The organism is Nostocoides sp. F2B08 (assembly GCF_009184895.1).
GTDB lineage: Bacteria > Actinomycetota > Actinomycetes > Actinomycetales > Dermatophilaceae > F2B08.
This window is the reverse complement of record NZ_WESE01000009.1, coordinates 81,983-103,681: the sequence shown is the minus strand read 5'-3', so window position 1 is coordinate 103,681 and position 21,699 is coordinate 81,983. Positions and strand designations below refer to the sequence as shown.

Below are 21,699 nucleotides of genomic sequence, written 5' to 3'. Positions count from 1 at the left end.
GTCCGGTGCTCTAGCCTTCGGAAGCGATGAGGCCGCGCCGTCGTGCCATCACCACAGCGGCCAGCTGGGAGTGCACACCGAGCTTCGCGAGCACCGACTTCACGTGTCCGCGGCAGGTGTGTGGGCTCAGCCCGAGCTCCTGGGCGATCTCGCGCAGGTCATGGCCCTCGCCGAGCAGGCTCAGGACCTCCTGCTCTCGGGGGGTGAGCCTCCACAGCTGTGCGGATACATCCGGCTGCGCCGCTTCACGCAGCACGTCGACCAGTGGGGCGCGTCCGGCCATGGCGGTGCCTGAGTCGAGGTCGAGATGAGGGGTGGTCTGGGCGACGCGGGAGTACAGGATCAGTGACCTCAGCCCCGGGAAGGCGGCGACGATGTCGTGCGGTTCACACACGCCGACTCGGTCCGGGAAGGTCACGTCCATGAGGACGACCTGGGGGCGTAGCCGGGCGATCTCGGCCAGCGCCGCTGCAGGCTCTCGGGCGTGACCGACGAGCTCGAGATACGGCCCCGCGTCGATCGTCCGAAAGACCAGCTCCGGCACAGACTCGTGAGCATCGATGACGAACACCTGGGTCCGGTCGGGAGGGATCGGCAACGGATCCTCGACCAGGACCAGCGGCAGGTCCGTGGCCTGCAGACTTACCGACACCGTGCCTCACTCATCCACTCGGCCGAACAGCGGCACCGCGACAGATCGTCATGTGTCGAGGACACCTCGTCGCCACCGCCTCTCCGGCCACGCACTGGGCTGGTGTCACTATCGCAGCCACCCGCACGGCCGTCCAGAGGTCTGCGCTAGGCGACCGAGCCCTCCGCCAGTGCGGGCACCCGGATGGCCGGCTGGGGATAGAAGCGCTCGAGGAGGTCCGCGGTGCAGTTCCGTGCCTGCATACACGCCGCCAGCCGACTCGTCTCCGGGCTGAGGCCCACGCCGAGATCGCGGTCGAGCACCGTCCTGCAGCGCTCCAACGCCCGGCGCACGGCGTCGTGGTGCCCCAGGTCGTAGTTGGCGACCATGATGAGACGGTAGGCCTCCTCCGAGTACCGGTCGTGCCTGAGGGCCAGCTCGGCGTGGCGCAAGGAGGTCAGGCGGTCACCCTCGCCCAGCCAGTCACGGGCCAGGTCGAGATGCGCTCGGGTCATTCGGTCCTCGTACGACGTCCGCTCTTCCTGAACCCACTCGTCGTAGCGCGCATGCTCCAGCAGCGGTCCGCGATAGAGTCCGACCGCCTCGGTGAGGAGGCGAATACGGTGGGGCCGCTCCGGCGACCGCTGGGCCGCGAGCACGAGGTCGTCGAATCGCGCCACATCGAGGGTGATCCCTTCCAGGTCCAACCGGTAGGCGCCGGGCCCGGTCACGATCGTCCGCCGAGCCCGGTCGCGGCAGCTGCCGAACAAGCTGCGCCGGAGAACGCAGACATAGGTGTTCAGGGTCGCCGTGACGTTGTGCGGCTCGCGGCCTTCGGCCCACAGTGCGGCCGCGATGGCCTCTGTCGAGACGGCGTGGCCTCGGGCCAGCACAAGCAGCTCCAAGACTTGTCGGGGCTTGACTCCGCCCAGGTCGCCGGGTCCGAACAACCGCTCGGCATCGCGCACCAGGAGCAGCCCGAGTATGAGGATGTCCACGCGGCTCGCCTCCGCTCTCAAACACAGCCCCTGCCGCCAGGCACAGAGAAGCACGCGGCCCGGATCAGGAGAAACCCCCCAAAATTGGGGGTTTCGTTGAAAGGTCTTCCAAAGGCCCCGCTTGTACGGTCCCCTCCGTCCAGCGAAAGGGGCGAGGGCAATGGCATTGACGAGACGAGAGTTGCTTGCGTTCGGAGTGCTGTCCGGAGGGGCGCTTCTGGTGCCGCTGGAGCGCAGTGTCCTTGCAGCCGCAAATATCAGCCGAATGGCCGATAGCGAGCTCCCGGCGCCGTTCACGGTCCCCTTCGTCGTGCCCCCGGTGGCGGCACCCGTGAGGTCGGCCGGGACGACGGACTACTACCTCTTGACCATGCGTGAGCAGGCCGTGCAGATCCTGCCCGGCTACCAGACCCGGATCTGGGGCTACGAAGGGTCGTTCCCCGGGCCGACGTTCGACGTCCAGCAGGGGCGGGACGTCGTGGTCAGGCAGGTGAACCGGCTGCCTTCCGCACATCCCACTCTCGGCTACACGCCGTACACCTCGGTCCACCTGCACGGTTCGGCGTCGCTGCCCCAGTACGACGGCTACGCCAACGACGTCACCTACCCGGGGTCCTGGAAGGACTACCGCTACCCGAACCACCAGGGCTGTCGGACACTCTGGTATCACGACCACGGGGTCCACCACACCGCGTCGAACGTCTACATGGGGCTCGCCGGCATGTACCGGATCCACGACCCGATCGAACGATCGCTGCCGATTCCCCAGGGGTACTACGACGTGCCGCTCGTCATCACCGATGCCATGTTCGACAGTGAAGGTCAGCTCCTCTTCGACGACGACGACGAGTCGGGGCTCTTCGGGGACGTCATCCTCGTCAACGGTCGACCCTGGCCCGTGATGAAGGTGGAGCGCCGCAAGTACCGGTTCCGCATCCTCAACGCTTCGGTGTCCCGGACCTACCGCTTGCAGCTCGACAGCGGAGAGCCGTTCGTCGTCATCGGCACCGACGCAGGGCTGACTGCCGTTCCGCAGCCGGTCACCACCCTTCTGCAGGGGAACGCGGAACGGTACGAGGTGGTCATCGACTTCGCGAAGTACAAGATCGGCACCAGGGTGACGCTGCGCAACCTCAGTCCCAGGAACAACGTGGACTACACCCACACCGACAAGGTCATGGCGTTCGACGTGGTCTCCAAGGCAAGCACACCGTCGAAGAACAGCATCCCCAAGACGATCTATCCGGGCAACGCCATCATGGCGCTCACCCCGACCGCGACCACGCCGACGAGGACGCTCGCGCTGGTCAGGCAGGGGGGAGAGTGGACCATCAACGGCGAGACCTGGGCGGACGTCGAGGCGAGCGGATTCACCCGGGCGCTCGCCAACCCCGAGCTCGGTGGCGTGGAGATCTGGGAGATCCACAACGACTCCGGCGGATGGCACCACCCGCTGCACATCCACCTCGTCGACTTCAAGATCCTGGACCGCGAGTTCGACCGGAGCGGTGTGCGGGTCGCTCCACGCGCCCACGAGCGCGGCCCCAAGGACGTCGTCCACGTCGGGGAGAACGAGCGGGTGCGGCTCATCACCCAGTTCACACCACATCCGGGCACCTACATGGTCCACTGCCACAACCTGGTCCACGAGGACCACGACATGATGGGCCAGTTCACGGTCGGGTCGGGCGGCTACGACCCGATCACGACGGCCCCGGCCCGCCCGCTGCCCGCCCCTGATCTCTGACCGGCATGTCGTCCCCGACGCGCAGGGAGACGGTCCGGCCCGAGCAGTTCCGCGGCCGGGACGCGATCGGGCAGGACCGGACGGCTGCCACCCGTCACTGGGCCGCGCTCGCCTCGCTCGTCGCCGGGGTCATCCACCTCGGGGTGGCCCCGACACAGTCCGACCAGGGGGCTCTGGTCGTGCCCTTCGTCATCGCCCTCGGGTGCTTCCAGCTCGCCTTCGCCGGCCTCGTCTGGCGACGGGCAACGGTGCCCGTCGCTCTCACCGGCATCGTCGTCAACCTCGGTGCGGCACTGGCGCACGTGGCGATCCGAGCGACCGGCCCACCTGCTGCGTCCACGCCCCTGAACGTCGATGGTCGGCCTCTGCCCGGCCACGGGGTCCACCCGACCGACGGGGCCGTGCCCGGAGACCTCCTCGCGATTTCTGCCGGGCTTGCAGTCGTCTGGCTGCTCGTGACCCTCCTGCCGCCGCGGCTCCGGCGGCGCACGGTCGACGTCCTGCTGGTCGCTGGCGCAGGTGTCTGGCTGCTCCGTCTCGGCCTCGCATTCGGGTGATGCCGGCCCCGGACGTCCCGACCCGACCATCGACGCGGGACGGTCGGACTCGGACCCGTGCCGCGGTCACGGGGGCCGTCGTCGGGGGACTCCTCCTGCTCGCGGCCGTCGAGCCGTTGGAGGTCGTCTCGGACAGCATGGATCCGACGCTGAACCCGGGCGACCACGTTGTCGTCGAGAAGTTGTCCGTGCGGTGGCGCACGCCGGAGGTCGGAGACCTCGTTGTCTTCCGCGTCCCACAGGGCCGTGAGCTCGTCGTCAAGCGGGTGGTCGCCCTGGGCGGTCAGACGGTGGGGCTCGAGGACGCGGTGCTCGTCGTGGACGGGAAGGCGAGGCACGAGCCGCAGGTGGATCTGACGCGGATCGACTCGACGTACTTCGGCCCCGTCACCGTGCCTCCAGGAGCTGTGTTCGTGCTCGGTGACAACCGCGCGGAGTCGATCGACTCACGTACCTACGGCGCCATCCCCTACGGCGAGCTCATCGGCACCGTCCTGCTGACGTTCTGACGGTGAAGCGGCCACAGAAATCTAAAAGGTATGTCGAAGGAGCGTCGGTCAAGGTGTCCCATCACCACCGTGTTGACAGGAGTTCGACCATGAGCAGTTCACTCCGCCGCAGTGACCTCCACAGCCGCGCATCCGGCACCCGGACAGCGGGCACACGCCGGTCGAGGGTGCGCACCCAGGTGCTCGCCGCCGGCGTCGCGGCGCTCACTGCGGCCTCGCTCACGACCTGGCCCGCGGCCTCGGCCGCGGCCCCCGTCGGTCAGGGGTTCAACCTGAACGCCTCCGACCTGCGATTCATCCTCAAGCAGATCAAGATCGCCGAACAGCACGCGGACACACGCACCGCCTCGAACCCCTGCGACACCATGCGCGGCAGCGGCCCCGACCAGATTCCGGCAGGAGAGGTGGGCGACACCCTCCCGTGGGGCCTGCGCCTCGTCGACGGCACGTGCAACAACCTCGTCGAAGGCAAGACGGCGGTGGGTGCCGCCGACCAGGACTTCCCGCGCCTTGTCCCGAAGAGCCTGATCGCCGCCGAGCAGAACACGACGTACACCCAGACCGCCGGAACCGTGGTCGACAGTCGTCCTCGGATGATCAGCAACCTCATCGTCGACCAGACCGAGAGCAACCCGGCGGCGGTAGAGGCCGCGGGTGAGGCGCCCGAGATCACGCCCTCGGGCGCCTTCTTCATCCCCAACGTGGCACCGGACGTCGGGCTCTCCGCGCCGTACAACTCCTGGTTCACCCTCTTCGGGCAGTTCTTCGACCACGGGCTGGACCTGGTGAACAAGGGCGGCACCGGGACCGTCTTCATGCCCCTGAAGTCGGACGACCCTCTGTACGTGGACGGGTCGCCGACGAACTTCATGGTGCTGACCCGCGCGAGCCACGACGGTGACCACGAGGCCAACAACCAGACCTCCCCGTGGGTCGACCAGAGTCAGACCTACACCTCCCACCCCTCTCACCAGGTGTTCCTGCGCGCCTACACGCTCGACACGGACGGCAGGCCGCAGGCCACCGGACGGCTCATCACCGGACCCGGCGGCGGCATGGCCACGTGGGCCGACGTCAAGGCCCAGGCGGCGAGCATGCTCGGCATCGCGCTGACCGACGCAGACGCGCTCAGCATCCCGCTGCTCGCGACCGACCCGTACGGCCGCTTCGACCGTGGACCGAACGGCTTCCCGCAGCTCGTCACCTCGGCCGGTGCCCTGATCGAGGGCGACCCGACGGCCAACGGCGGCGCGGGGATCACGATCCCCGCTGGGACGGTCCGCACCGGCCACGCCTTCCTCGACGACATCGCACACAACGCCGTGCCCAAGGCCGGCGCAGCACCTGACGGGGACAGCGTCGTCACACCCGGGCTGATCGTCTGCGAGCAGCCGGGCGTTCCCGCCGGATGTGTCGACGAGTACGACGACGAGATGCTCGACGCGCACTTCATCGCAGGTGACGGTCGCGTCAACGAGAACATCGGGCTCACCGCGGTGCACCACATCTTCCACGCGGAGCACAACCGGCTCGTCGGTGACATCGACGAGAAGATCACGACCCTGTTGACCGAGGCGGAGCAGGCAGACTGGCGCGCCACCCGGTACACCGCGAACGCCGGCAGCTACGACTACGGCGAGCGGCTCTTCCAGGCGGCCCGCTTCGTCACCGAGATGGAGTACCAGCACCTCGCCTTCGAGGAGTTCATCCGCAAGGTCCAGCCGCTGGTGAACCCCTTCGGCGAGGCCGGCACCGGCTACAACACCGCCATCAACGCCGCCATCCGCGCTGAGTTCGCTCACGCCGTCTACCGCTTCGGCCACTCCATGCTGACCGAGTCGGTCGACCGCGTCCGCGTCGACGGCACCCGCGACGACATCGACCTGCTCGACGCCTTCCTCAACCCGCCGTCGTTCATGGAGGACGGACGGACACCCGAGGAGGCGGCCGGAGACGTCGTGCGCGGCATGACCCGACAGGTCGGCAACGAGCTCGACGAGTTCGTCACCGAGGCGCTGCGCAACCGCCTTCTCGGGCTGCCGCTCGACCTGGCGTCGCTGAACATCGCACGCGCCCGCGACACCGGCATACCCACGCTCAACGCGGCGCGGCGCTCGTTCTACGCAGCGTCGAACAACTCCTCGCTGGCGCCCTACGAGAGCTGGGCCGACTTCGCGTTCGGCCTCAAGCACTCGGCGAGCCTGAACAACTTCATCGCCGCCTACGGGACGCACCCGAGCATCACGGGCGCCACGACCCTGGCCGACAAGCGGGTGGCGGCGGACAGGCTCCTGGCCGGTCCGGCCGGCGTCGACGGGATTCTCCTGAACGACCCGGACACCCCTGCCGACGAGGCCGCGGACAACGGCCCCGCGGACAGCTACGCGTTCCTCAACAGCGTGGCGCACGAGGTCACCGACCCCGACACCGGTGAGACCACGGTCGTCCACAGCGACTGGGTCGGCTCCTCGACCGCGACCACCACGGGTGTGGACGACATCGACCTGTGGGTCGGCGGCCTGGCCGAGAAGCAGCATGTCTTCGGCGGTCTGCTCGGCCCAACCTTCAACTACGTCTTCGAGGCGCAGATGGAGGACCTGCAGTTCGGCGACCGCTTCTACTACCTCTCCCGCACCGCTGGTCTGAACATGCTGACCCAGCTCGAGGGGAACTCGTTCTCCGAGCTGATCCAGCGCAACACGGATGTCAGCGGCCTTCCGGCCGACTCGTTCTCGCGGCCGGCGTACGTCTTCGACGTGGCCAAGCTCGGCACCTCGGGCGCGGTGTTGGACGACCCCGCCACCGAGTACGACGAGTCGGTCCTGCTCACCCGAATGTCGAACGGCACGATCCGCTACGGCGGGCCGGAGCACGTCGTCTTCAACGGCACGGACGCCAACAACCGGGTCTGGTCGAGCGAGGGTGACGACACCATCCGCGGCAACGACGGCAACGACTGGATGCAGGGTGGTGACGGCAACGACAACCTCATCGGTGGTCTGGGCGACGACATCCTGCTCGACTCCAACGGCGACGACACCCTCAAGGGCGGCGACGGCAACGACGCGCTCTCGTCGGGCCAGGGCTTCGGCGGTGACCTCCTCCAGGGCGGACGCGGCAACGACGTCCTGATCCACGGGAACGACCTGGCCGAGTCCTTCGCCGGACCGGGTGACGACTACGTCCTCGGCGGCGCGGGCGACGACACCGTCTTCGGCGACGACGGCGACGACTGGGTGGAGAGCGGGGCAACCATCACCGGGACCGGTGGCGGCGCCTTCAACCTCCTCCAGGGCGACAACGGCGCTCCCTTCCAGGACGACCTGAACGAGCCCGGACACGACGTCCTGATCGGCTACGGCGGCGAGACGGACTACGACAGTGAGGGCGGTGACGACGTCATGCTGCTCGGCCCTGGGATCCAGCGCAGTGAGGGCATGCTCGGCTTCGACTTCACGACACATGACTCTGACCTCGCCGCGGCGGACTCCGACATGGCCCTCACCGGTCTCCTGCCTCCGAGCGTCGAGACAAACAAGGACCGGTTCGACCTCGTCGAGTCCCTGTCCGGTTGGGTCCTCGACGACACCCTCCGAGGTGACGACCGGGACGCCGCAGCCATGGTCGGCCACGAGCTTACCGAGGCGGGCACCGCCCGCGTGGCCGGTCTCAGCGCGGTCCTGGGCGGAGCGACCACCTTCACCGGCGGCAACCTCCTCTTGGGTGGTGGCGGCAGCGACCTCATCGAGGGCCGCGGCGGTGACGACCTCATCGACGGTGACGCCCAGCTCAACGTCCGGATCAGTGTCCGCAATGCCGCCGACCCGACGATAGAGCTCGACAGTGTCGAGAAGCTCGCCGACGTCACGGCGCGGATCACCGCTGGGACGATCAACCCCGGCCAGCTCCGCATCGTCCGCGAGATCCAGACGCCTCCCAACGGTACTGCGGTCGACGTGGCGCTCTTCTCGGACGTTCGGACGAACTACGACATCACCGTCGCGACCGTCGACGGCCAGCGGGTGATCACGGTGAGCCACACCGGCGGCACCCAGGCCGACGGCATCGACACCGTGCGCAACGTCGAGGTCCTCCGGTTCGCCGGTGGCGTCGAGGTGGAGACCTCGTCGATCGCGGCTCCCGCTCCGATCGCCGCGTTCGCGCCGGCGACGACGCTCGCCTTCGGGTTGCGCGACACCGGCACGACGAACACTCTCCCCGTCGTCGTGACCAACACGGGCAATGCCAACCTGACCGTGTCCGCCGCGACGATCACGTCCGGCACGGCGTTCTCGGTCAGCGACAACGGCTGCACCGCGGCCATCGCTCCGGACGGCACGTGCACCATCACGGTGGCATTCGCGCCGGGGACCTCGACAGCGGCCCAGACGGGCACGCTGACCGTCACCCACAACGCGGCCGGTTCGCCGACGGCGATCGCCCTGTCCGGTCAGGGTCAGGCGCCGACGGCCCGGCCCACGATCACCATTCCGGCGACGGTCGACTTCGGTCGTCGGGCGGTGGGGACGACAAGGACGCAGAGCGTGCGGGTCAGGAACAACGGGCCCGTCGCGTTGACCTTCCCGACCAACCCGCTCATCACGACCGGACCGTTCACCGCCACCATGGGCAACTGTCCGGCATCACTGGCAGTCGGCAGGCAGTGCAACCTGTCGGTGTCCTTCACCCCCGCGGCGGTCGGGCCGGTCAACGGCACGCTCACCGTGGGCAGCAACGCGGTCGGCGCACCTCATTCGGTCGGGCTGACCGGCATCGGGCGCTGATCCGGTCCGAGGCGGCCACCACACACTCGCCGAGTGGTGGCCGCCCGGGGCCGGACCTGGCGCAGCCGCGCGGGGCGTCGACCTCGCCGCCCTCGATGTCGAGCTTCATCAGGTCCGGCACGAAGTGCCGCTCGGCGAGAGCGTCGATCGTCACGGGAGCGTCGCCGTCGTCCTCTCCCACGAAGGCTGTCTCCACGGTGATCGGTGCGAGGCCGGGGTTGGCGGCCGAGTTCTCCTCGATCTCGGCCGCCAGCGGCCGGTCGGCCATCACAGGTCGTCGTCGCCGAGATCCCCGAACTCGTCGAGCTCCTCGAGCGGGATGGCGAACAGCGCCGACACCTCCGAGGCGAGCACCGCGCGGACCAGCTCGACGAGGGTGGCGGGTCCGCTGGCGCGGGTCTCGATCGGCCGCCGGAACGCGATGATCCGGGCCGGCGCGGTCTTCGTCGCGGCGACGGTCCGCGCGAGCGGAACCTCCGGCGACCACTTCTCGCCGAGGTCGGTCGGGATGTCCATGGCGGCGTACTCGACGACGAGTCCGCGCGCCTCGAGCTTCTTGTCGAGCTCTTCGGCGACGTCGCGGACGATGTCGTCGAAGCGGTCGCGCCGAGTGCGCATCGCAGGCACCGCCGGCCACGCCAGTGGTCCGCGAGCCCCGCGACCGTGCCGGTCACGCCGCCCCCGGCGGGTGCGCAACGGCCGGGGAGAGCCTGCAGCAGCCATACCGATCATCGTATGCGCGCCGCACCTTCCGCGCTCCGCGCCACTCGGTCGGGGGCAGGTCAGGCGTCGGAGGTGGCGGTGGTGTCCGCGGACGGTGGCAGCCGGAAGGTGGCGAGCAGTCCGACGACGAGCGCGATGGCGGCCAGTCCAGTGGTGAGCCGGCTCGCGTCGATCATGGCGCCCGCAGCGGCGTCGGCGACGGCGGCCATGTCGGGCTGGGCCTGCAGGCCGGCGATCGCGGTGCCCGCCGAGTCGGCCACGACGGCCGTCACCCGATCGACGACCGAGCCGGGCAGCGACAGCGCCTCGAGGTTGTCTCGCGTGGCGCGGCCCAGGGTGCTGATGAGGAACCCACCGAGCACCGCCACGCCCAGCGCGGATCCGAGCTGACGCACCGTGGACTGCAGGCCCGAGGCCTGGCCGCTCTCGTCGACGGGCACGTCGTGGAGGAGCAGCGACGTCAGCTGCGCGGTCGCCATGCCGACCCCGACGCCGTAGAGGAAGAGGAGGGCACACAGCTCCCATGTCGCGATGTTCGCCGAGATCGCGAGGGCGAGGGCTCCGACGGCCGCCGCCTCGAGGCCGAGCCCGATCTGCACGACCGTGCGCTGCGACAGGTGCTGCGAGATCCTCGGCAGGGCCCCGGAGACGAGGAAGGTGCCCAGCGCCAGGGCGACGATGACCCAACCGGTCTGCAGGGCGGTGTAGCCGAGGGCTCCCTGCAGCAGCAGCGGCAGGGTGAAGAGCAGCCCGAACTCGCCGAAGGCGACGATCAGGGCCGCCACGATGCCGGCGCTGAAGGTCGGGATCGTGAACAGCCGCAGGTCGACCAGCACGGGTGCGCCGGCGGCCGCACGGCGACGCTCATGCAGGACGAAGGCGACCATCGCGAGGACGCCGGCGCCCAGCACGAACGGCACGAGGGAGATGCCGCCGGTGTCGGTGCGCCACCAGCCGAAGCTCCCCGACTCGATGAGCCCGAACACGATCGCACCCATGCCGACCATGCTCAGCGCGATGCCCGGGAGGTCTCGGCCCGGGGTCGCCGACAGGTCCCGCGTCTCCGGCAGCGCGCGCACGATGCCGACGACGACGAGGATCCCGACGGGGATGTTCAGCCAGAAGGCCCACCGCCAGGAGAAGTCCGTGGCGAGCCACCCGCCGATGAGCGGACCGAGTGCCGCCATTCCGCCGATCGCGGAGCCGTAGACGGCGAAGGCGACCACCCGGGCCCTGCCGGTGAACAAGGCGTTGAGACTGGACAGCGTCGAGGGCAGGATCAGCGCGGCGCCGACTCCTTGGACGAACCGCGCGGCGATGAGCATCGGGCCGTTGACCGACAGTCCGGCGGCGACCGAGGCCAGCGCAAACACGACCATGCCGATGAGGAACAACAGACGACGGCCGCGCAGGTCGCCGATTCGGCCGACGGTGATGAGCAGCGCGGCGAAGACCAGCGCATACACGGCGTTCATCCACTGCGCCTCGGTGGCCGTGAGCCCGAGATCCTCGATGACGACGGGCAGGGCGACGTTGACGATGGTCGCGTCCATGATGACCAGTGAGACGCCGAAGCCGATCGTCAGGAGTGCCGCCCAGTCGCGGCGGGTCATCGAGAGGGCTTCGCCCCCTTCTCGTGTCTGCGACGACATGGTCGCAGTCTCGCACCGCCGTGCCCGCACCCTTCGGCGGGGTGAGAAATCCGACGAGCCTGGCCTCCCGAGGTGACGAAACGACACGTCATCGGCGTGGCACCGAGCCGCCGCCCCAGGATGGATCTAGAGTCCCGTGACGTGACAGCCGACGTGACTCGAAGTGCCCCGTCCCGTCCGATGCTCGAGCGCAGGTGCTCGCGCATGGGGTGTCGGCACGGTGCCGTCGCGACGCTCACCTACGTCTACTCGGACTCGACCGCGGTGGTCGGCCCGCTCGCGACCTACGCCGAGCCGCACACCTATGACCTCTGCACCGACCACGCCGAGCGACTCACCCCACCACGTGGCTGGGACATCGTGCGCCTGACCCGTGACGATGAAACCTTCGACCCCGCCGCAGTGACGCCGGTCCGGATCAACGACGACCTCTCCGCCATCGTCGACGCCGTGCGCGAAGGCGCCTTCGAGACCCCGACGATCGTCCAGGTGCCGGCGCAGACGCCCGCCACCCCCACCTCGTGGGAGACCGGCGCCACCCGCGGTCACCTCCGCGCCGTCCGCTCGGTTGCTGATCCGCTCGACGGCTGAGACCCTCCGATAGCATCGCTGGGATGACTCAGAGGCTTCGGACGTTGACCTGCTCTTCACGATGACTCGCCCACTCGGCCTGTTGGAGTTGGAAGCACTTCAAGCCCGGCTCGCTGGGCTCATCGGAGCGGATGCCGACCTCGTTTCAGACGACACACTCCTACCTCCCGTTGCCCGTCGTGTCGCCGCAGAGGCCGTTCCGCTGTGACCCGTCACTCGCGCACGGCGGTCCCGATGATCCCGGGCATCACGAACTCGGCCGAGCCGTCCGGCTGGACGTAGGGCGCCAGGGTCTCGCGCGCGTCGGCCATGAGCGCGGCGTACTCGCGCTCGCCGAACTCCCCGCCGATCCAGCCTCGCACCTCGGCCTCGACCCATTCGTCGACGGACGGGAACCGGGTGGTCGCCCGAACCACGTCGACGTCCACCCCGGAGAAGCACGCGTCCTCGAGCAGCGACCAGACCAGGCCGACATCCCCGAGGCAGAACGCCCCGCGCACCGGGACACCCGCATCACGGCCCAGGTGCCGTTCGACGAGGGTGGTGAGCGCCGCATACCCGGGGGTTTGCTTCAGGCTGTCCCAGACGGCCACGACCAGCCGCCCCTCGGGGCGCAGCACCCGCCGCATCTCGAGCAGCGCGGCCCGCCGGTCCTCGAAGAACATCAGGCCGAACTGGCAGGTGACCACGTCGAAGACCTTGTCGGGGAACGGCAGCGACTCGGCCATCCCCTCGCGCAGGTCGAGGTCGGGGAGCTTGCGTCGGGCCACGTCGAGCATCTCGGGGCTGCGGTCGATGCCCTCCACCTTGCCCTCGGGACCGACCCGCGCGGCCGCTTCGGCGGCCACCGCCCCTGTGCCGCAGGCGACGTCGAGCACGTGCTCGCCCGGCTTGATGCCGGCGGCATCGACCACCCGCACCGCCCACGGGCCCGCCATCGCCGGCAGGAACAGCCGCTCGAACACCTCCGCCGTCGTCTCGGTCATGGCGGCCTCCTTCGCCTCGAGTCGCCAGTGCACCGGTCATTCGAGTGTCCTCCCCGGGCAGGTGCCAGGCAAGGAGTGGGGTCTCGTCCCGTTGACAACCCCTCTGATCAGGGCCAGCATGAGTCTCACCAGCTCGACGCCACCCCCTCGTCTAGGAGTGCGACATGGCGGACGAAGAAGCCCTCAAGAACCTGGAACTGCGTCTTGAGCGCATCGAGAAGGCCATCCAGAAGGTCTCGGTTCGACGGCAGGCCACCGTGGACCTCAGCGAAGAGGACGTCGCCGCCTACCACAGAGTGCGTGAGGTGCTGTGGGAGGACGGTGCCTGCGGCATCAACGAGACGAGCCCGTGCGTCGTGAGCTGTCTGGTCATCGACAAGCTCTGCAAGTTCGTCCCGATCCCGACACCGCCGTGCGTGTTCGAGTGCACCTGCGGACCGTGCAACTACTTCGGCGAGTTCGGGCGGCTCCAGAGCGCGGTGTCGCGCTTCAGCGCCTTCGGCCGCTGACCACGGAACCGACTCACCGATGGCGCCGGCACGCGTATTCGTTGTGACGGCCCGATGACCGCTGCGCGCTACTTCCGGTTGTCACCGGGTGTCGAGGTCGTGGAGGTGGGGGAGGACCGGTTCACGCTGCGCTCCGAGTTCGACGCATTCGACCTGAGCGGGTCGAGCGCATCGACATTCGCACGGGAGGTGCTTACCCACCTCCACGACCCGATGCTGGTGGACGACATCGTCGGCCGCCTGCCTGGGTTCAGTCACGACAGCGTCATGGCTCAACTCGAGCGACTCGCAGAGGTCGGTTTGCTGCGGGAGGTCCAGGCCGAGGACTCCCCTTCTCCCGACGCCTTCACGGCGTTCATCGCTGCAGCTGGCTACGAGGCGAACGAGGTCCGCGCCGTACTGTCCTCCCTCACCGCAGCGGTCTTCGGCCTCGAATCTCACGGTGCACTGCTCGCCGCGCAGCTCGTCCGTCTCGGCCTCGGAGAGGTCCGCCTCATCGACCCGCTTCCGGCGACCGCGGCACATCGTGGCGTCGGAGTGGCCCCTGCGGACGACGTCGGCCGTCCTCTTCAGGACGCCGTCGCGGCCGCGCTCGGAGCCCCCGCCACGGTCGTGACCTTGCCTGGTGTGACAGGTGATGACGCCGAAGGCCTGCGTGAGGCGCTGACCGGCTGCGATCTGGCCTTCGCGTGCTGGGACCAGGCGAACGCCGCTGCGACCCATCGACTCAACCGAGTGGCCCTCGATGTCGGTGTCCCTGTGCTCTACAGCGAGCTCCGGGCGACCAGCACTCTCGCGGGCCCCCTCGTCCTGCCCGGTCGCAGTGCCTGCTGGATGTGCTACCGGATGCGACACGTGGCCGCGGCCCCTGACTTCGGGGAGGCGATGGCGTTCGAGGAGCACCTCGACCGCAGCAACCGGCCGGCGCTCGCGACGCGGCCGAGCCTTCCGCCCCTGGCGCAGCAGCTGTCCTCGGCCCTGGCCATGGAGGCGCTGCGGGTCGTGCTCGAGCTGCACCAGCCGATCCACGTTGACACCGTCGTCGAGTACGACGGCCTGAGCGGAGCGCTCGAGCGCCATCCGGTGCTGACCGTCCCAGACTGTCCGGTGTGCCGAAAAAAAGCCCTCAGGGACCAGCCCCCGTTCGATGAGCTGGTCGACAGGACCCAGCCCCGATCCGATCTCCTCGCCCTGGTCGAGCGACTCGTGGATCCGCAGACGGGGATCGTGGTCGATCTCTCGGCGGTGCCTCGCGAACCCACCGAGTCGCCGCTGCCGCACATCTGGCGGGCCAGGGTTGCCAACCATCGGTTCCTCCCGGACTACGAGGCTGAGCGCGCCACGTCCTCGGGCAAGGGCATGACCATCGCCGACGCTCATGTCGCCTGCCTCGGGGAGGCGGTGGAGCGGTACTCCGGAGCCTGTTGGAGCGCAGACGACTTCGCCGTCGCGCGGCGGTCGGACCTCGACGGTCCGTCCCTCGATCCGCGCGCCCTCGTGCTCTACGCCGAGGAGCAGTACGCCGACCATCCGTACGCGCCCTACCGGGACGGGACCGAGCTGACCTGGTTCCGGTGCCGTTCTCTCGTGGGCGGTGAACTGGTGTGGGTCGCGGCCTCGGCTGTCGTCATGGACTTTCCCGTTCCCACGCCGGAGGAGTTCCTCTTCCCGATCACCTCGAACGGCCTCGCCGCCGGCGCAACCCTGCAGGACGCCGTCCTCGGCGCGCTGTGCGAGGTGCTCGAGCGGGACGCCATGCTCATCTCCTGGTACAACCGGCTGTCCGGGACCCTCCATGACGCGATGACCCATCCCGACGACGACGTCCGGACTCTCGCCCGCCTGTGGCAGCGGCGTGGGCTCGTGCTGGATCTCATCCGGCTCCCGACCGACCACCCGGTGTCCGTCTTCATGGGCGTCCTTCGTCCGCACGATCCGACGCAGGTGCCCGCCGCGGTCGTCGGCCTGGGCGCCGACATCGACCCACTGACAGCGGCCCGCAAAGCGGCTCTCGAGGTGGGTCAGGTGCGACCGACGTTCGCCCGGCACTCCCGCACCAGCGGCGCCGAGCGCGCGAGGACCCTGCTCGAGGAGCCGTCTGCACTCGACTCACTCGAGGACCACGCCCTTCTGTACTCACTCCCGGAGATGGCGGAGTCATTCGGGTTTCTGCGCGGCGAGGTGGCCGAGTGGCCACCATCCGCACCGGCCAGCCCGGCCGAGGCCCTCAGCCGGATCGTCGAATCGCTGGCGACGGACGGCCACGACGTCCTCTACGCCAACCTCACGCCGCCCGACATGGCGGGGCTGGGCCTGCATACGGCGCGCGTCATCGTGCCCGAGTTCCAGCCGATCTCCTTCGGGCGCGGCGAGCGGCGACTCGGCGGGTCACGGCTCTTCGACCTGCCCGTGCACCTGGGACTTCGAACGCGACCCGCGACCATCGCCGAGCTCAACCCACTCCCGCATCCCATCGCCTAGGGGAACCCGATGTTCCGAGCCGACCATCCGCTCGCGTGGTCCTTCCACGACGCCACGGCTCGCACGCCGTACAACATGCACGGGCTGAACAAGCCCCGCTACGAGACACCTCCGTTCAGGGAGCATCCCCTGAACGACTCGATCGACCTGCCGGAGGCCGCTGTTCCTGAGGTGGGGCTGCAGACCCTGATCCGAGGTCGCCGCAGTTGCCGCAGGTTCGCTGCCGACCCCCTGTCGCTGAGTGATCTCGCGACCCTCCTCTATGTGGGCTATGGCGTGATCTCCTCGGTGGACTTCGACGGGTTGTTCCTCGAGCGGCCGGTTCCATCCGGAGGAGGCCTCTACCCGCTCGAGCTCTCGGTGATCGCGCAGCGCGTCGACGGGTTGGACGCGGGGTCGTGGCACTACGTGCCGCTTGGGCATCGTGTGGAGAGCATGCACGCGCACCCCTTTCCGCCGCTCATGACCGCGGAGATGTTCCTGGGGCAGCCCTACCTCGCCCAGGCCGCGGCCATCATCGTCATCACCTCGGTCGTGGAGCGATCCCTGTGGAAATACGACGACCGCGGGTATCGGTACATCCTCCTCGAGGCCGGCCATGTCGCGCAGAACGTCAACCTGTGCGCGACGGGGCTGGGACTGGGGTCGCTCAACCTGGGCGGCTTCTTCGACAGCGACCTGCTCGGGGTCGTCCGCGCGGATCCTTCCACGGAGATAGCGCTGTACGGCGTCGCCGTCGGAAGGGCAGCCACGGAGGACCGGGTCGAGGTCCGCACGCCACCGGCGGAAGACGGTGTGTTCCGCCGTTACTGATGCACGGTGCCGGCTCACCGCATACTTGGGCGTGTGACTGCGACTCCGGACCTGTCAGCGTTCATCAAGGCCTACGACGTGCGCGGGCTGGTGCCGGACCAGCTGAGCCCGCGGGTGGTCCGCGCGATCGGTGCGGCGTTCGCGGAGGTGGTCGCCCGACCCGAGGGGGCCGACCACGTCGTCGTCGGTCACGACATGCGGCCGAGCAGCCCGAAGCTGTGTGAGGCGTTCGCGTCAGGGGTGGCCGAGCGAGGAGTCGACGTCGTCCTCATCGGGTTGGCGAGCACCGACCAGCTGTACTACGCCTCGGGTTCGCGCTCCGCGCCCGGCGCGATGTTCACCGCGAGCCACAACCCGGCGCAGTACAACGGCATCAAGCTGTGCCGCTCCGGCGCCCGCCCGGTCGGGCAGGACAGCGGGCTGGTCCAGATCCGCGAGCTCGCGCAGAGCATCCTTGAGCAGGGGTATGCGGTGCTCGCCCCGGTCGAGCGCCCCGGCCGGGTGCGGCGCAAGGATGTGCTTGCCGGCTATGCGGCGTTCCTGCGCTCGCTGGTGGACCTGTCCGGTTGTCGTCCGCTGAAGGTCGTCATCGACGCGGGGAACGGGATGGCGGGGCACACGGTGCCGGCCGTGCTCGGCGACGGCGCCGGCCTCGAGGCGTTGCCGCTCGAGATCGTGCCGCTGTACTTCGAGCTCGACGGCACCTTCCCGAACCACGAGGCGAACCCGCTCGACCCGGCGAACCTCGTCGACCTGCAGGAGGCGGTGCGCGGCGAGGGCGCCGACCTCGGTCTGGCGTTCGACGGGGACGCGGACCGCTGCTTCGTCGTCGACGAGCGGGGGGAGCCGGTGAGCCCGAGCGCGATCACGGCCCTTGTCGCGTGCCGGGAGATCGCGCGCGAGGTCGCCACGGGAACCGCCGCCGCAGACGTGCGCATCGTGCACAACGTCATCACCTCAAGGGTTGTCGAGGAGGAGGTGCTATCGGCCGGCGCCGAGCCGGTCCGCACGCGGGTGGGCCACTCGTTCATCAAGGACGAGATGGCGCGCTGCGGCGCGGTGTTCGGCGGCGAGCACTCGGCGCACTACTACTTCCGCGAGTTCTGGTTCGCCGACACCGGGATGCTCGCGGCCATGCACGTCCTGGCGGCGCTGGGGGAGAGCGACCGGCCGCTGTCGGAGCTGGGCGGGCACTTCGACCGCTACGCCGCCTCGGGTGAGATCAACTCGACCGTCGAGGAGGCGGTCGCCGCGACCGCCGCGGTGCGGGACTGGGCGGAGGCGACCTACGGACCTTTGGAGGTCGACACCCTCGACGGGATGACGATCACCAAGCCGGACACGGACGGGCGGTGGCTGTGGTGGCTCAACCTACGCGCGTCGAACACCGAGCCGCTCCTGCGGCTCAACGTCGAGGCCCGCGACGAGGAGACGATGCGCGACCTGCGCGGTGCGGTTCTCGCCCTGGTCCGCGAGTCAGGGAATGAGGACGTCGAAGGTCTGCACGTGTGAGCCGGTGAGGTGGCCGAGCCGGATCTGCATCTGGGCGAGCTGACCGGGCTTGCCCGGGAGCGGGGGGAGCCGGTGGTGGTAGCGCACCGTCTCGCCGGAGTCGATGTGATGCTGCCGTTGCCGCAGGTGTCCGTCCGCCGACCGTCCGCGCACGGCGAGCTGGGTGACCTCGACGTTCGTCGCGGGGGTGCGACCACGGTTGGTCACCTCGAGCTCGACGATGATCTCGCCGGCCTCGTTCTTCGTCAGGAGCGGCAGCGCGTGGAGGTCGACGCCGGCGACCGGGGCCGTGGGTGAGATCGGGCGCTCGCCGCGTGGACCGGGGGTGACCGGCCTGCGGCCCTTCTTCGCCTTCTTCTCCTTCGGTGCCGCGTCGGTGCTTGCGGTGGTGCTCGTCGAGGTGCTGGCCGACCCGAGCGCGGTCGTGCCCCCGGCTACCGGTGGGATCGGAGCATGGATGCCGGTCACATACAGCTCCCAGGGGTTGGGAGGACGCTTCGTGCCACAGGGTGGGTTGTTGATGCTGGTCGGGATGACCGCGCAGCTTCCGCCCCAGTACAGCCGACTCCACCCGCTGCGGGCCAAGAGCACATCCTCCGTTGACGCGCCTAGCGGGTACAGGGTCTCGGTGTTCCGGGGGCCGGCGAGCTTCTGCATCAGCGCGGTCTCGATGAGGTTGCCCGTCTTCGTGTCGACGACGAAGTACTGCGAGCACTTGTCGGTGCGGAAGGGCTGACGGACGCTTGCGTCGGGGATCGGCCACCAGTACCACTGGGCGTTGACGTAGTTCGGGTAGCTCGGATCCCTGAGCCGGCAATCCTGGAGGTTGATCGACCAGGCCCAGTTCGTCGCGGGCTGGAACATCTGCCAGGCGTTGAGGGCGTAGCCCTGGAGCATCCCGAGCAGGGCGTTGGCCGTCGCCTCGTTGCCCCAGGTCCACTTGGGTGCGACGCCGGCGCGCATCTGTCCGCCCATGGCGGCGAGAAGGCCGTAGTCCCCAGGCACGTAGGTGTTGTCGTCCACGTTCGACCCGCCGGTGATCGCTCCGGGCTGTGCGACGGCGATGGCACTCGACCGTGTCCACAGCTGGCCGAGCTGGTCCTCGAGCACCGTGAGCGTTCCTGAGATGGTGCCGTCGCTCTCGAGGCCCTGGTCGAGGAACTCAGACGCGGTGAGGCAGACCGCGCTGACCGTGCCGGCGATGGACTCGGCGGCCGAGAACGCCTTCTCGACGGCCTTGAACAGCTCGCCGAAGCCTAGGAGCGATGCGCCGATATCGGCGATGAGCGATACGACGTCGAGGATCCAGCTCGTGCTCGACTGGACCTCCTCGGAGAGGGTGAGGTCGCCGGCGAGCGAGGTCAGGGTCAGCTGGTTCTGGGTGTTCACCCGGTCGATGAGGTCGGACAGCAGGGAGTACCACCGCTGCACGGCGGCCACCCACTGGAACTCCGCGCGGAACTGCGCGATGGCGGCGTCCCAGACAGCTTGGTCGACGCCGCTCGGTCTCGCGATCCCGGGGAGTGTGGCGTCGGCCCAGGTGACCCAGTTGTCGCTCTGCTCGTTGTTGTTGTACTGGCCTCGGGGTCCATTCGGGTCGGCGATGCCGAGCGCGTCGTTGACAGCAGCGATAATCGCGGTCTCGTCGGCCGGGTCGTCGGCGATGGCGGGCCAGTCGGCCGACGTGCGTCGCCACGTCCCGCCGACGAGCTCCCACGTGTCGATCGCCGAGGACGTGCGGCCCAGCAGAATGGCTCGGGCCGGTCCGCTGCCGCGCGCGATCGACGCCGTCTGGATGGTGGCGTAGTACTGCACCTGGCCCCAGCCGGCGGCGTCGGACCACGACGGGCCGTCCGGTCCGGTCACCCACTCACCCGAGCCCGTCCCGGCCGACCCGGTGTACCGCCAGGTCTGGACGCGGGCCGCGCCGCGGGCCACGAGCTCGAAGCGGCCGTCGCCGTCGACGTCGGCGCACTGCAGGGTCACGTAGTACGGCGGCTTGTCCCAGCCGGCGCCGTCGTCCAGGTCCGGGAGGAAGGCGATCTGCACCCAGCCGGAGGAGGTCAGCCGCCAGGTGCGCAGGCCATCGCCGCCCCTGCCGACCAGCTCGTCCCAGCCGTCGCCGTCGACGTCGGCACACTGCAGCGTTGAGTACAGGGACGGGTCGTCCCAGCCGTTGGCGTTCGACAGCCCGTCGAGGGTGGGGAGCGAGCTCCATGTCGACCCGTCGAACGTCCACGCCAGCAGGGCATCGAATCCTCGGGCGAGGACCGCCGCGTGACCGGCGCCGGTGGAGGGGTCGATGTCCGCGCACTGGATGGTCAGGTAGTTCGCGGGAAGGACCCAGTCGTTGGCGTCGGACAGATCCTGGAGGGTCGGCAACTGGGTCCACGTGTCGTCATCCTCGAGGCGCCAGGCCATCAGCCCGTCCGGGCCGCGCACGAGCAGCTCGGCGCGACCATCGCCGTCGATGTCGGCGCACTGCATCGTCGAGTAGTACTCGGGCTTACGCCACACGTCGTCCTTGAGCAGCGTCGCGCCGCTCGCGGCGTCCACCTTCGTCCACTCCGACACCCCGGCCGTCGGGACCGGGTCGTAGCGCCAGACCTCGAGCCCGTCCGGTCCCCGTCCGATGAGCTCGGCACTGCCGTCGCCGTCGAGGTCGGCGGTCTGGATGGTCTCGTAGTACTGTGCCTCCCCCCACCCCTGCAGGTCCGACCACGTGGGTGCGTCGCCGAGCAGGTCCCACCACTGCCCCGAGGCGACGTCGAACCGATAGGCCAGGATGCCGCCCGGCCCACGGATGACGAGCTCGTCCGACCCGTCACCATCGAGGTCGGCGCTCTGTCGGGTGCGGTTGATCCGCCTCGTCCCGGCCTGGATGGTGTCGTAGTACCTCGGTTGGTCCATGTTGACCGCGTCGCCAAGGATGGGCAGGGCCAAGGGGGACTGCGGGCTGGTCAGCAGTGGCACCGGTGGGGCCGCCGGTGCGGCCTGGGCGGGCGCCGCCGTGACGGCGGCCTCGCCGAGCACCGCGCCGGTGAGCGCGGTCAGTGTCGCCCCTCGCATGAGGGTGCGTCGCGACACGTGCGGGCCGCGGGGCAGGGGTCGGTGGAATGCGGACTCGGTCGGCTCCATGGTGCTCTCCCAGACGGCGGGCAGATGCTCGACGCTAGCAAGCCCGCGGGAATCCGACTCTGATTAGC

16 protein-coding genes are annotated in these 21,699 nt (G+C 69.4%); 9 read left to right on the top strand and 7 right to left on the bottom strand.

The features are described 5' to 3' along the window. Positions 1-10 precede the first annotated feature (10 nt). Entirely contained in the window at positions 11-652 is a 642-nt protein-coding gene (locus GA707_RS16925) for a response regulator transcription factor (protein ID WP_152179633.1), read from the bottom strand. Positions 653-798: 146 nt separating this feature from the next. Next, complete coding sequence (locus tag GA707_RS16920; protein WP_193315389.1) at positions 799-1,629, bottom strand: BTAD domain-containing putative transcriptional regulator; 831 nt, start codon at positions 1,627-1,629, stop codon at positions 799-801. Between the two features lie 265 nt (positions 1,630-1,894). Between GA707_RS16920 and GA707_RS16915 the strand changes: the two genes are divergently transcribed. The 4 genes from GA707_RS16915 (at position 1,895) to GA707_RS16900 (ending at position 9,226) form a co-directional block, all read left to right on the top strand. Next, on the top strand, positions 1,895-3,376 hold the full coding sequence (locus GA707_RS16915; RefSeq protein ID WP_226963894.1) for a multicopper oxidase family protein: 1,482 nt from the start codon (positions 1,895-1,897) through the stop codon (positions 3,374-3,376). Positions 3,377-3,381: 5 nt separating this feature from the next. Beyond that, the gene (locus GA707_RS16910) at positions 3,382-3,933 is read left to right on the top strand and encodes a hypothetical protein (protein WP_152179630.1); all 552 of its coding nucleotides are present in this window, start codon (positions 3,382-3,384) and stop codon (positions 3,931-3,933) included. Then, on the top strand, positions 3,933-4,442 hold the full coding sequence (gene lepB, locus GA707_RS16905; RefSeq protein ID WP_152179629.1) for a signal peptidase I: 510 nt from the start codon (positions 3,933-3,935) through the stop codon (positions 4,440-4,442). Before GA707_RS16910 ends, lepB begins: the two co-directional genes overlap by 1 nt. Before the next feature lie 89 nt (positions 4,443-4,531). Then, a complete protein-coding gene (locus tag GA707_RS16900) occupies positions 4,532-9,226 on the top strand; it encodes a peroxidase family protein (protein WP_152179628.1) in 4,695 nt (1,564 codons plus the stop codon). Here GA707_RS16900 and GA707_RS16895 read toward each other — a convergent pair. The 3 genes from GA707_RS16895 to GA707_RS16885 are packed head-to-tail and all read right to left on the bottom strand — an operon-like array spanning position 9,162 to position 11,601. Beyond that, complete coding sequence (locus GA707_RS16895; RefSeq protein WP_152179627.1) at positions 9,162-9,494, bottom strand: hypothetical protein; 333 nt, start codon at positions 9,492-9,494, stop codon at positions 9,162-9,164. The genes GA707_RS16900 and GA707_RS16895 overlap by 65 nt on opposite strands. Beyond that, entirely contained in the window at positions 9,494-9,949 is a 456-nt protein-coding gene (locus GA707_RS16890; RefSeq protein WP_193315388.1) for a metallopeptidase family protein, read from the bottom strand. The genes GA707_RS16895 and GA707_RS16890 overlap by 1 nt, the downstream gene beginning before the upstream one ends. 59 nt (positions 9,950-10,008) lie before the next feature. Further along, positions 10,009-11,601: an MFS transporter gene (locus tag GA707_RS16885; protein ID WP_226963893.1), complete on the bottom strand. Its 1,593-nt coding sequence runs from the start codon at positions 11,599-11,601 to the stop codon at positions 10,009-10,011. A 120-nt stretch (positions 11,602-11,721) separates the two neighbouring features. Between GA707_RS16885 and GA707_RS16880 the strand changes: the two genes are divergently transcribed. Then, the gene (locus GA707_RS16880) at positions 11,722-12,192 is read left to right on the top strand and encodes a DUF3499 domain-containing protein (RefSeq protein WP_152179625.1); all 471 of its coding nucleotides are present in this window, start codon (positions 11,722-11,724) and stop codon (positions 12,190-12,192) included. A gap of 212 nt (positions 12,193-12,404) precedes the next feature. On the opposite strand, the gene GA707_RS16875 is transcribed toward GA707_RS16880, so the two are convergent. After that, complete coding sequence (locus tag GA707_RS16875; RefSeq protein ID WP_152179624.1) at positions 12,405-13,178, bottom strand: methyltransferase domain-containing protein; 774 nt, start codon at positions 13,176-13,178, stop codon at positions 12,405-12,407. Between the two features lie 164 nt (positions 13,179-13,342). On the opposite strand from GA707_RS16875, the gene GA707_RS16870 reads away from it, so the two are divergent. From GA707_RS16870 to GA707_RS16855, 4 genes are read left to right on the top strand one after another with little or no spacing between them, the layout of a single operon-like run. Beyond that, complete coding sequence (locus GA707_RS16870; protein WP_152179623.1) at positions 13,343-13,687, top strand: hypothetical protein; 345 nt, start codon at positions 13,343-13,345, stop codon at positions 13,685-13,687. A 54-nt stretch (positions 13,688-13,741) separates the two neighbouring features. Continuing rightward, a complete protein-coding gene (locus GA707_RS16865; RefSeq protein WP_152179622.1) occupies positions 13,742-16,168 on the top strand; it encodes a TOMM precursor leader peptide-binding protein in 2,427 nt (808 codons plus the stop codon). A 9-nt stretch (positions 16,169-16,177) separates the two neighbouring features. Further along, entirely contained in the window at positions 16,178-16,981 is an 804-nt protein-coding gene (locus tag GA707_RS16860) for a SagB/ThcOx family dehydrogenase (RefSeq protein WP_152179621.1), read from the top strand. Positions 16,982-17,014: 33 nt separating this feature from the next. Beyond that, complete coding sequence (locus tag GA707_RS16855; protein WP_152179620.1) at positions 17,015-18,493, top strand: phosphomannomutase/phosphoglucomutase; 1,479 nt, start codon at positions 17,015-17,017, stop codon at positions 18,491-18,493. Here GA707_RS16855 and GA707_RS16850 read toward each other — a convergent pair. Continuing rightward, the gene (locus tag GA707_RS16850) at positions 18,458-21,631 is read right to left on the bottom strand and encodes a VCBS repeat-containing protein (RefSeq protein ID WP_152179619.1); all 3,174 of its coding nucleotides are present in this window, start codon (positions 21,629-21,631) and stop codon (positions 18,458-18,460) included. The two genes, GA707_RS16855 and GA707_RS16850, sit on opposite strands and share 36 nt — an antisense overlap. Positions 21,632-21,699: the final 68 nt, after the last annotated feature.

What these genes read in the sequence shown, in the direction of transcription:
- GA707_RS16915 (WP_226963894.1), top strand. Translation starts at nt 1,895, where the DNA reads ATGGCCGATAGCGAGCTCCCGGCGCCGTTCACGGTCCCCTTCGTCGTG.
- GA707_RS16910 (WP_152179630.1), top strand. Translation starts at nt 3,382, where the DNA reads ATGTCGTCCCCGACGCGCAGGGAGACGGTCCGGCCCGAGCAGTTCCGC.
- lepB (WP_152179629.1), top strand. Translation starts at nt 3,933, where the DNA reads ATGCCGGCCCCGGACGTCCCGACCCGACCATCGACGCGGGACGGTCGG.
- GA707_RS16900 (WP_152179628.1), top strand. Translation starts at nt 4,532, where the DNA reads ATGAGCAGTTCACTCCGCCGCAGTGACCTCCACAGCCGCGCATCCGGC.
- GA707_RS16895 (WP_152179627.1), bottom strand. Translation starts at nt 9,494, where the DNA reads ATGGCCGACCGGCCGCTGGCGGCCGAGATCGAGGAGAACTCGGCCGCC.
- GA707_RS16890 (WP_193315388.1), bottom strand. Translation starts at nt 9,949, where the DNA reads ATGGCTGCTGCAGGCTCTCCCCGGCCGTTGCGCACCCGCCGGGGGCGG.
- GA707_RS16885 (WP_226963893.1), bottom strand. Translation starts at nt 11,601, where the DNA reads ATGTCGTCGCAGACACGAGAAGGGGGCGAAGCCCTCTCGATGACCCGC.
- GA707_RS16880 (WP_152179625.1), top strand. Translation starts at nt 11,722, where the DNA reads ATGGATCTAGAGTCCCGTGACGTGACAGCCGACGTGACTCGAAGTGCC.
- GA707_RS16875 (WP_152179624.1), bottom strand. Translation starts at nt 13,178, where the DNA reads ATGACCGAGACGACGGCGGAGGTGTTCGAGCGGCTGTTCCTGCCGGCG.
- GA707_RS16870 (WP_152179623.1), top strand. Translation starts at nt 13,343, where the DNA reads ATGGCGGACGAAGAAGCCCTCAAGAACCTGGAACTGCGTCTTGAGCGC.
- GA707_RS16865 (WP_152179622.1), top strand. Translation starts at nt 13,742, where the DNA reads ATGACCGCTGCGCGCTACTTCCGGTTGTCACCGGGTGTCGAGGTCGTG.
- GA707_RS16860 (WP_152179621.1), top strand. Translation starts at nt 16,178, where the DNA reads ATGTTCCGAGCCGACCATCCGCTCGCGTGGTCCTTCCACGACGCCACG.
- GA707_RS16850 (WP_152179619.1), bottom strand. Translation starts at nt 21,631, where the DNA reads ATGGAGCCGACCGAGTCCGCATTCCACCGACCCCTGCCCCGCGGCCCG.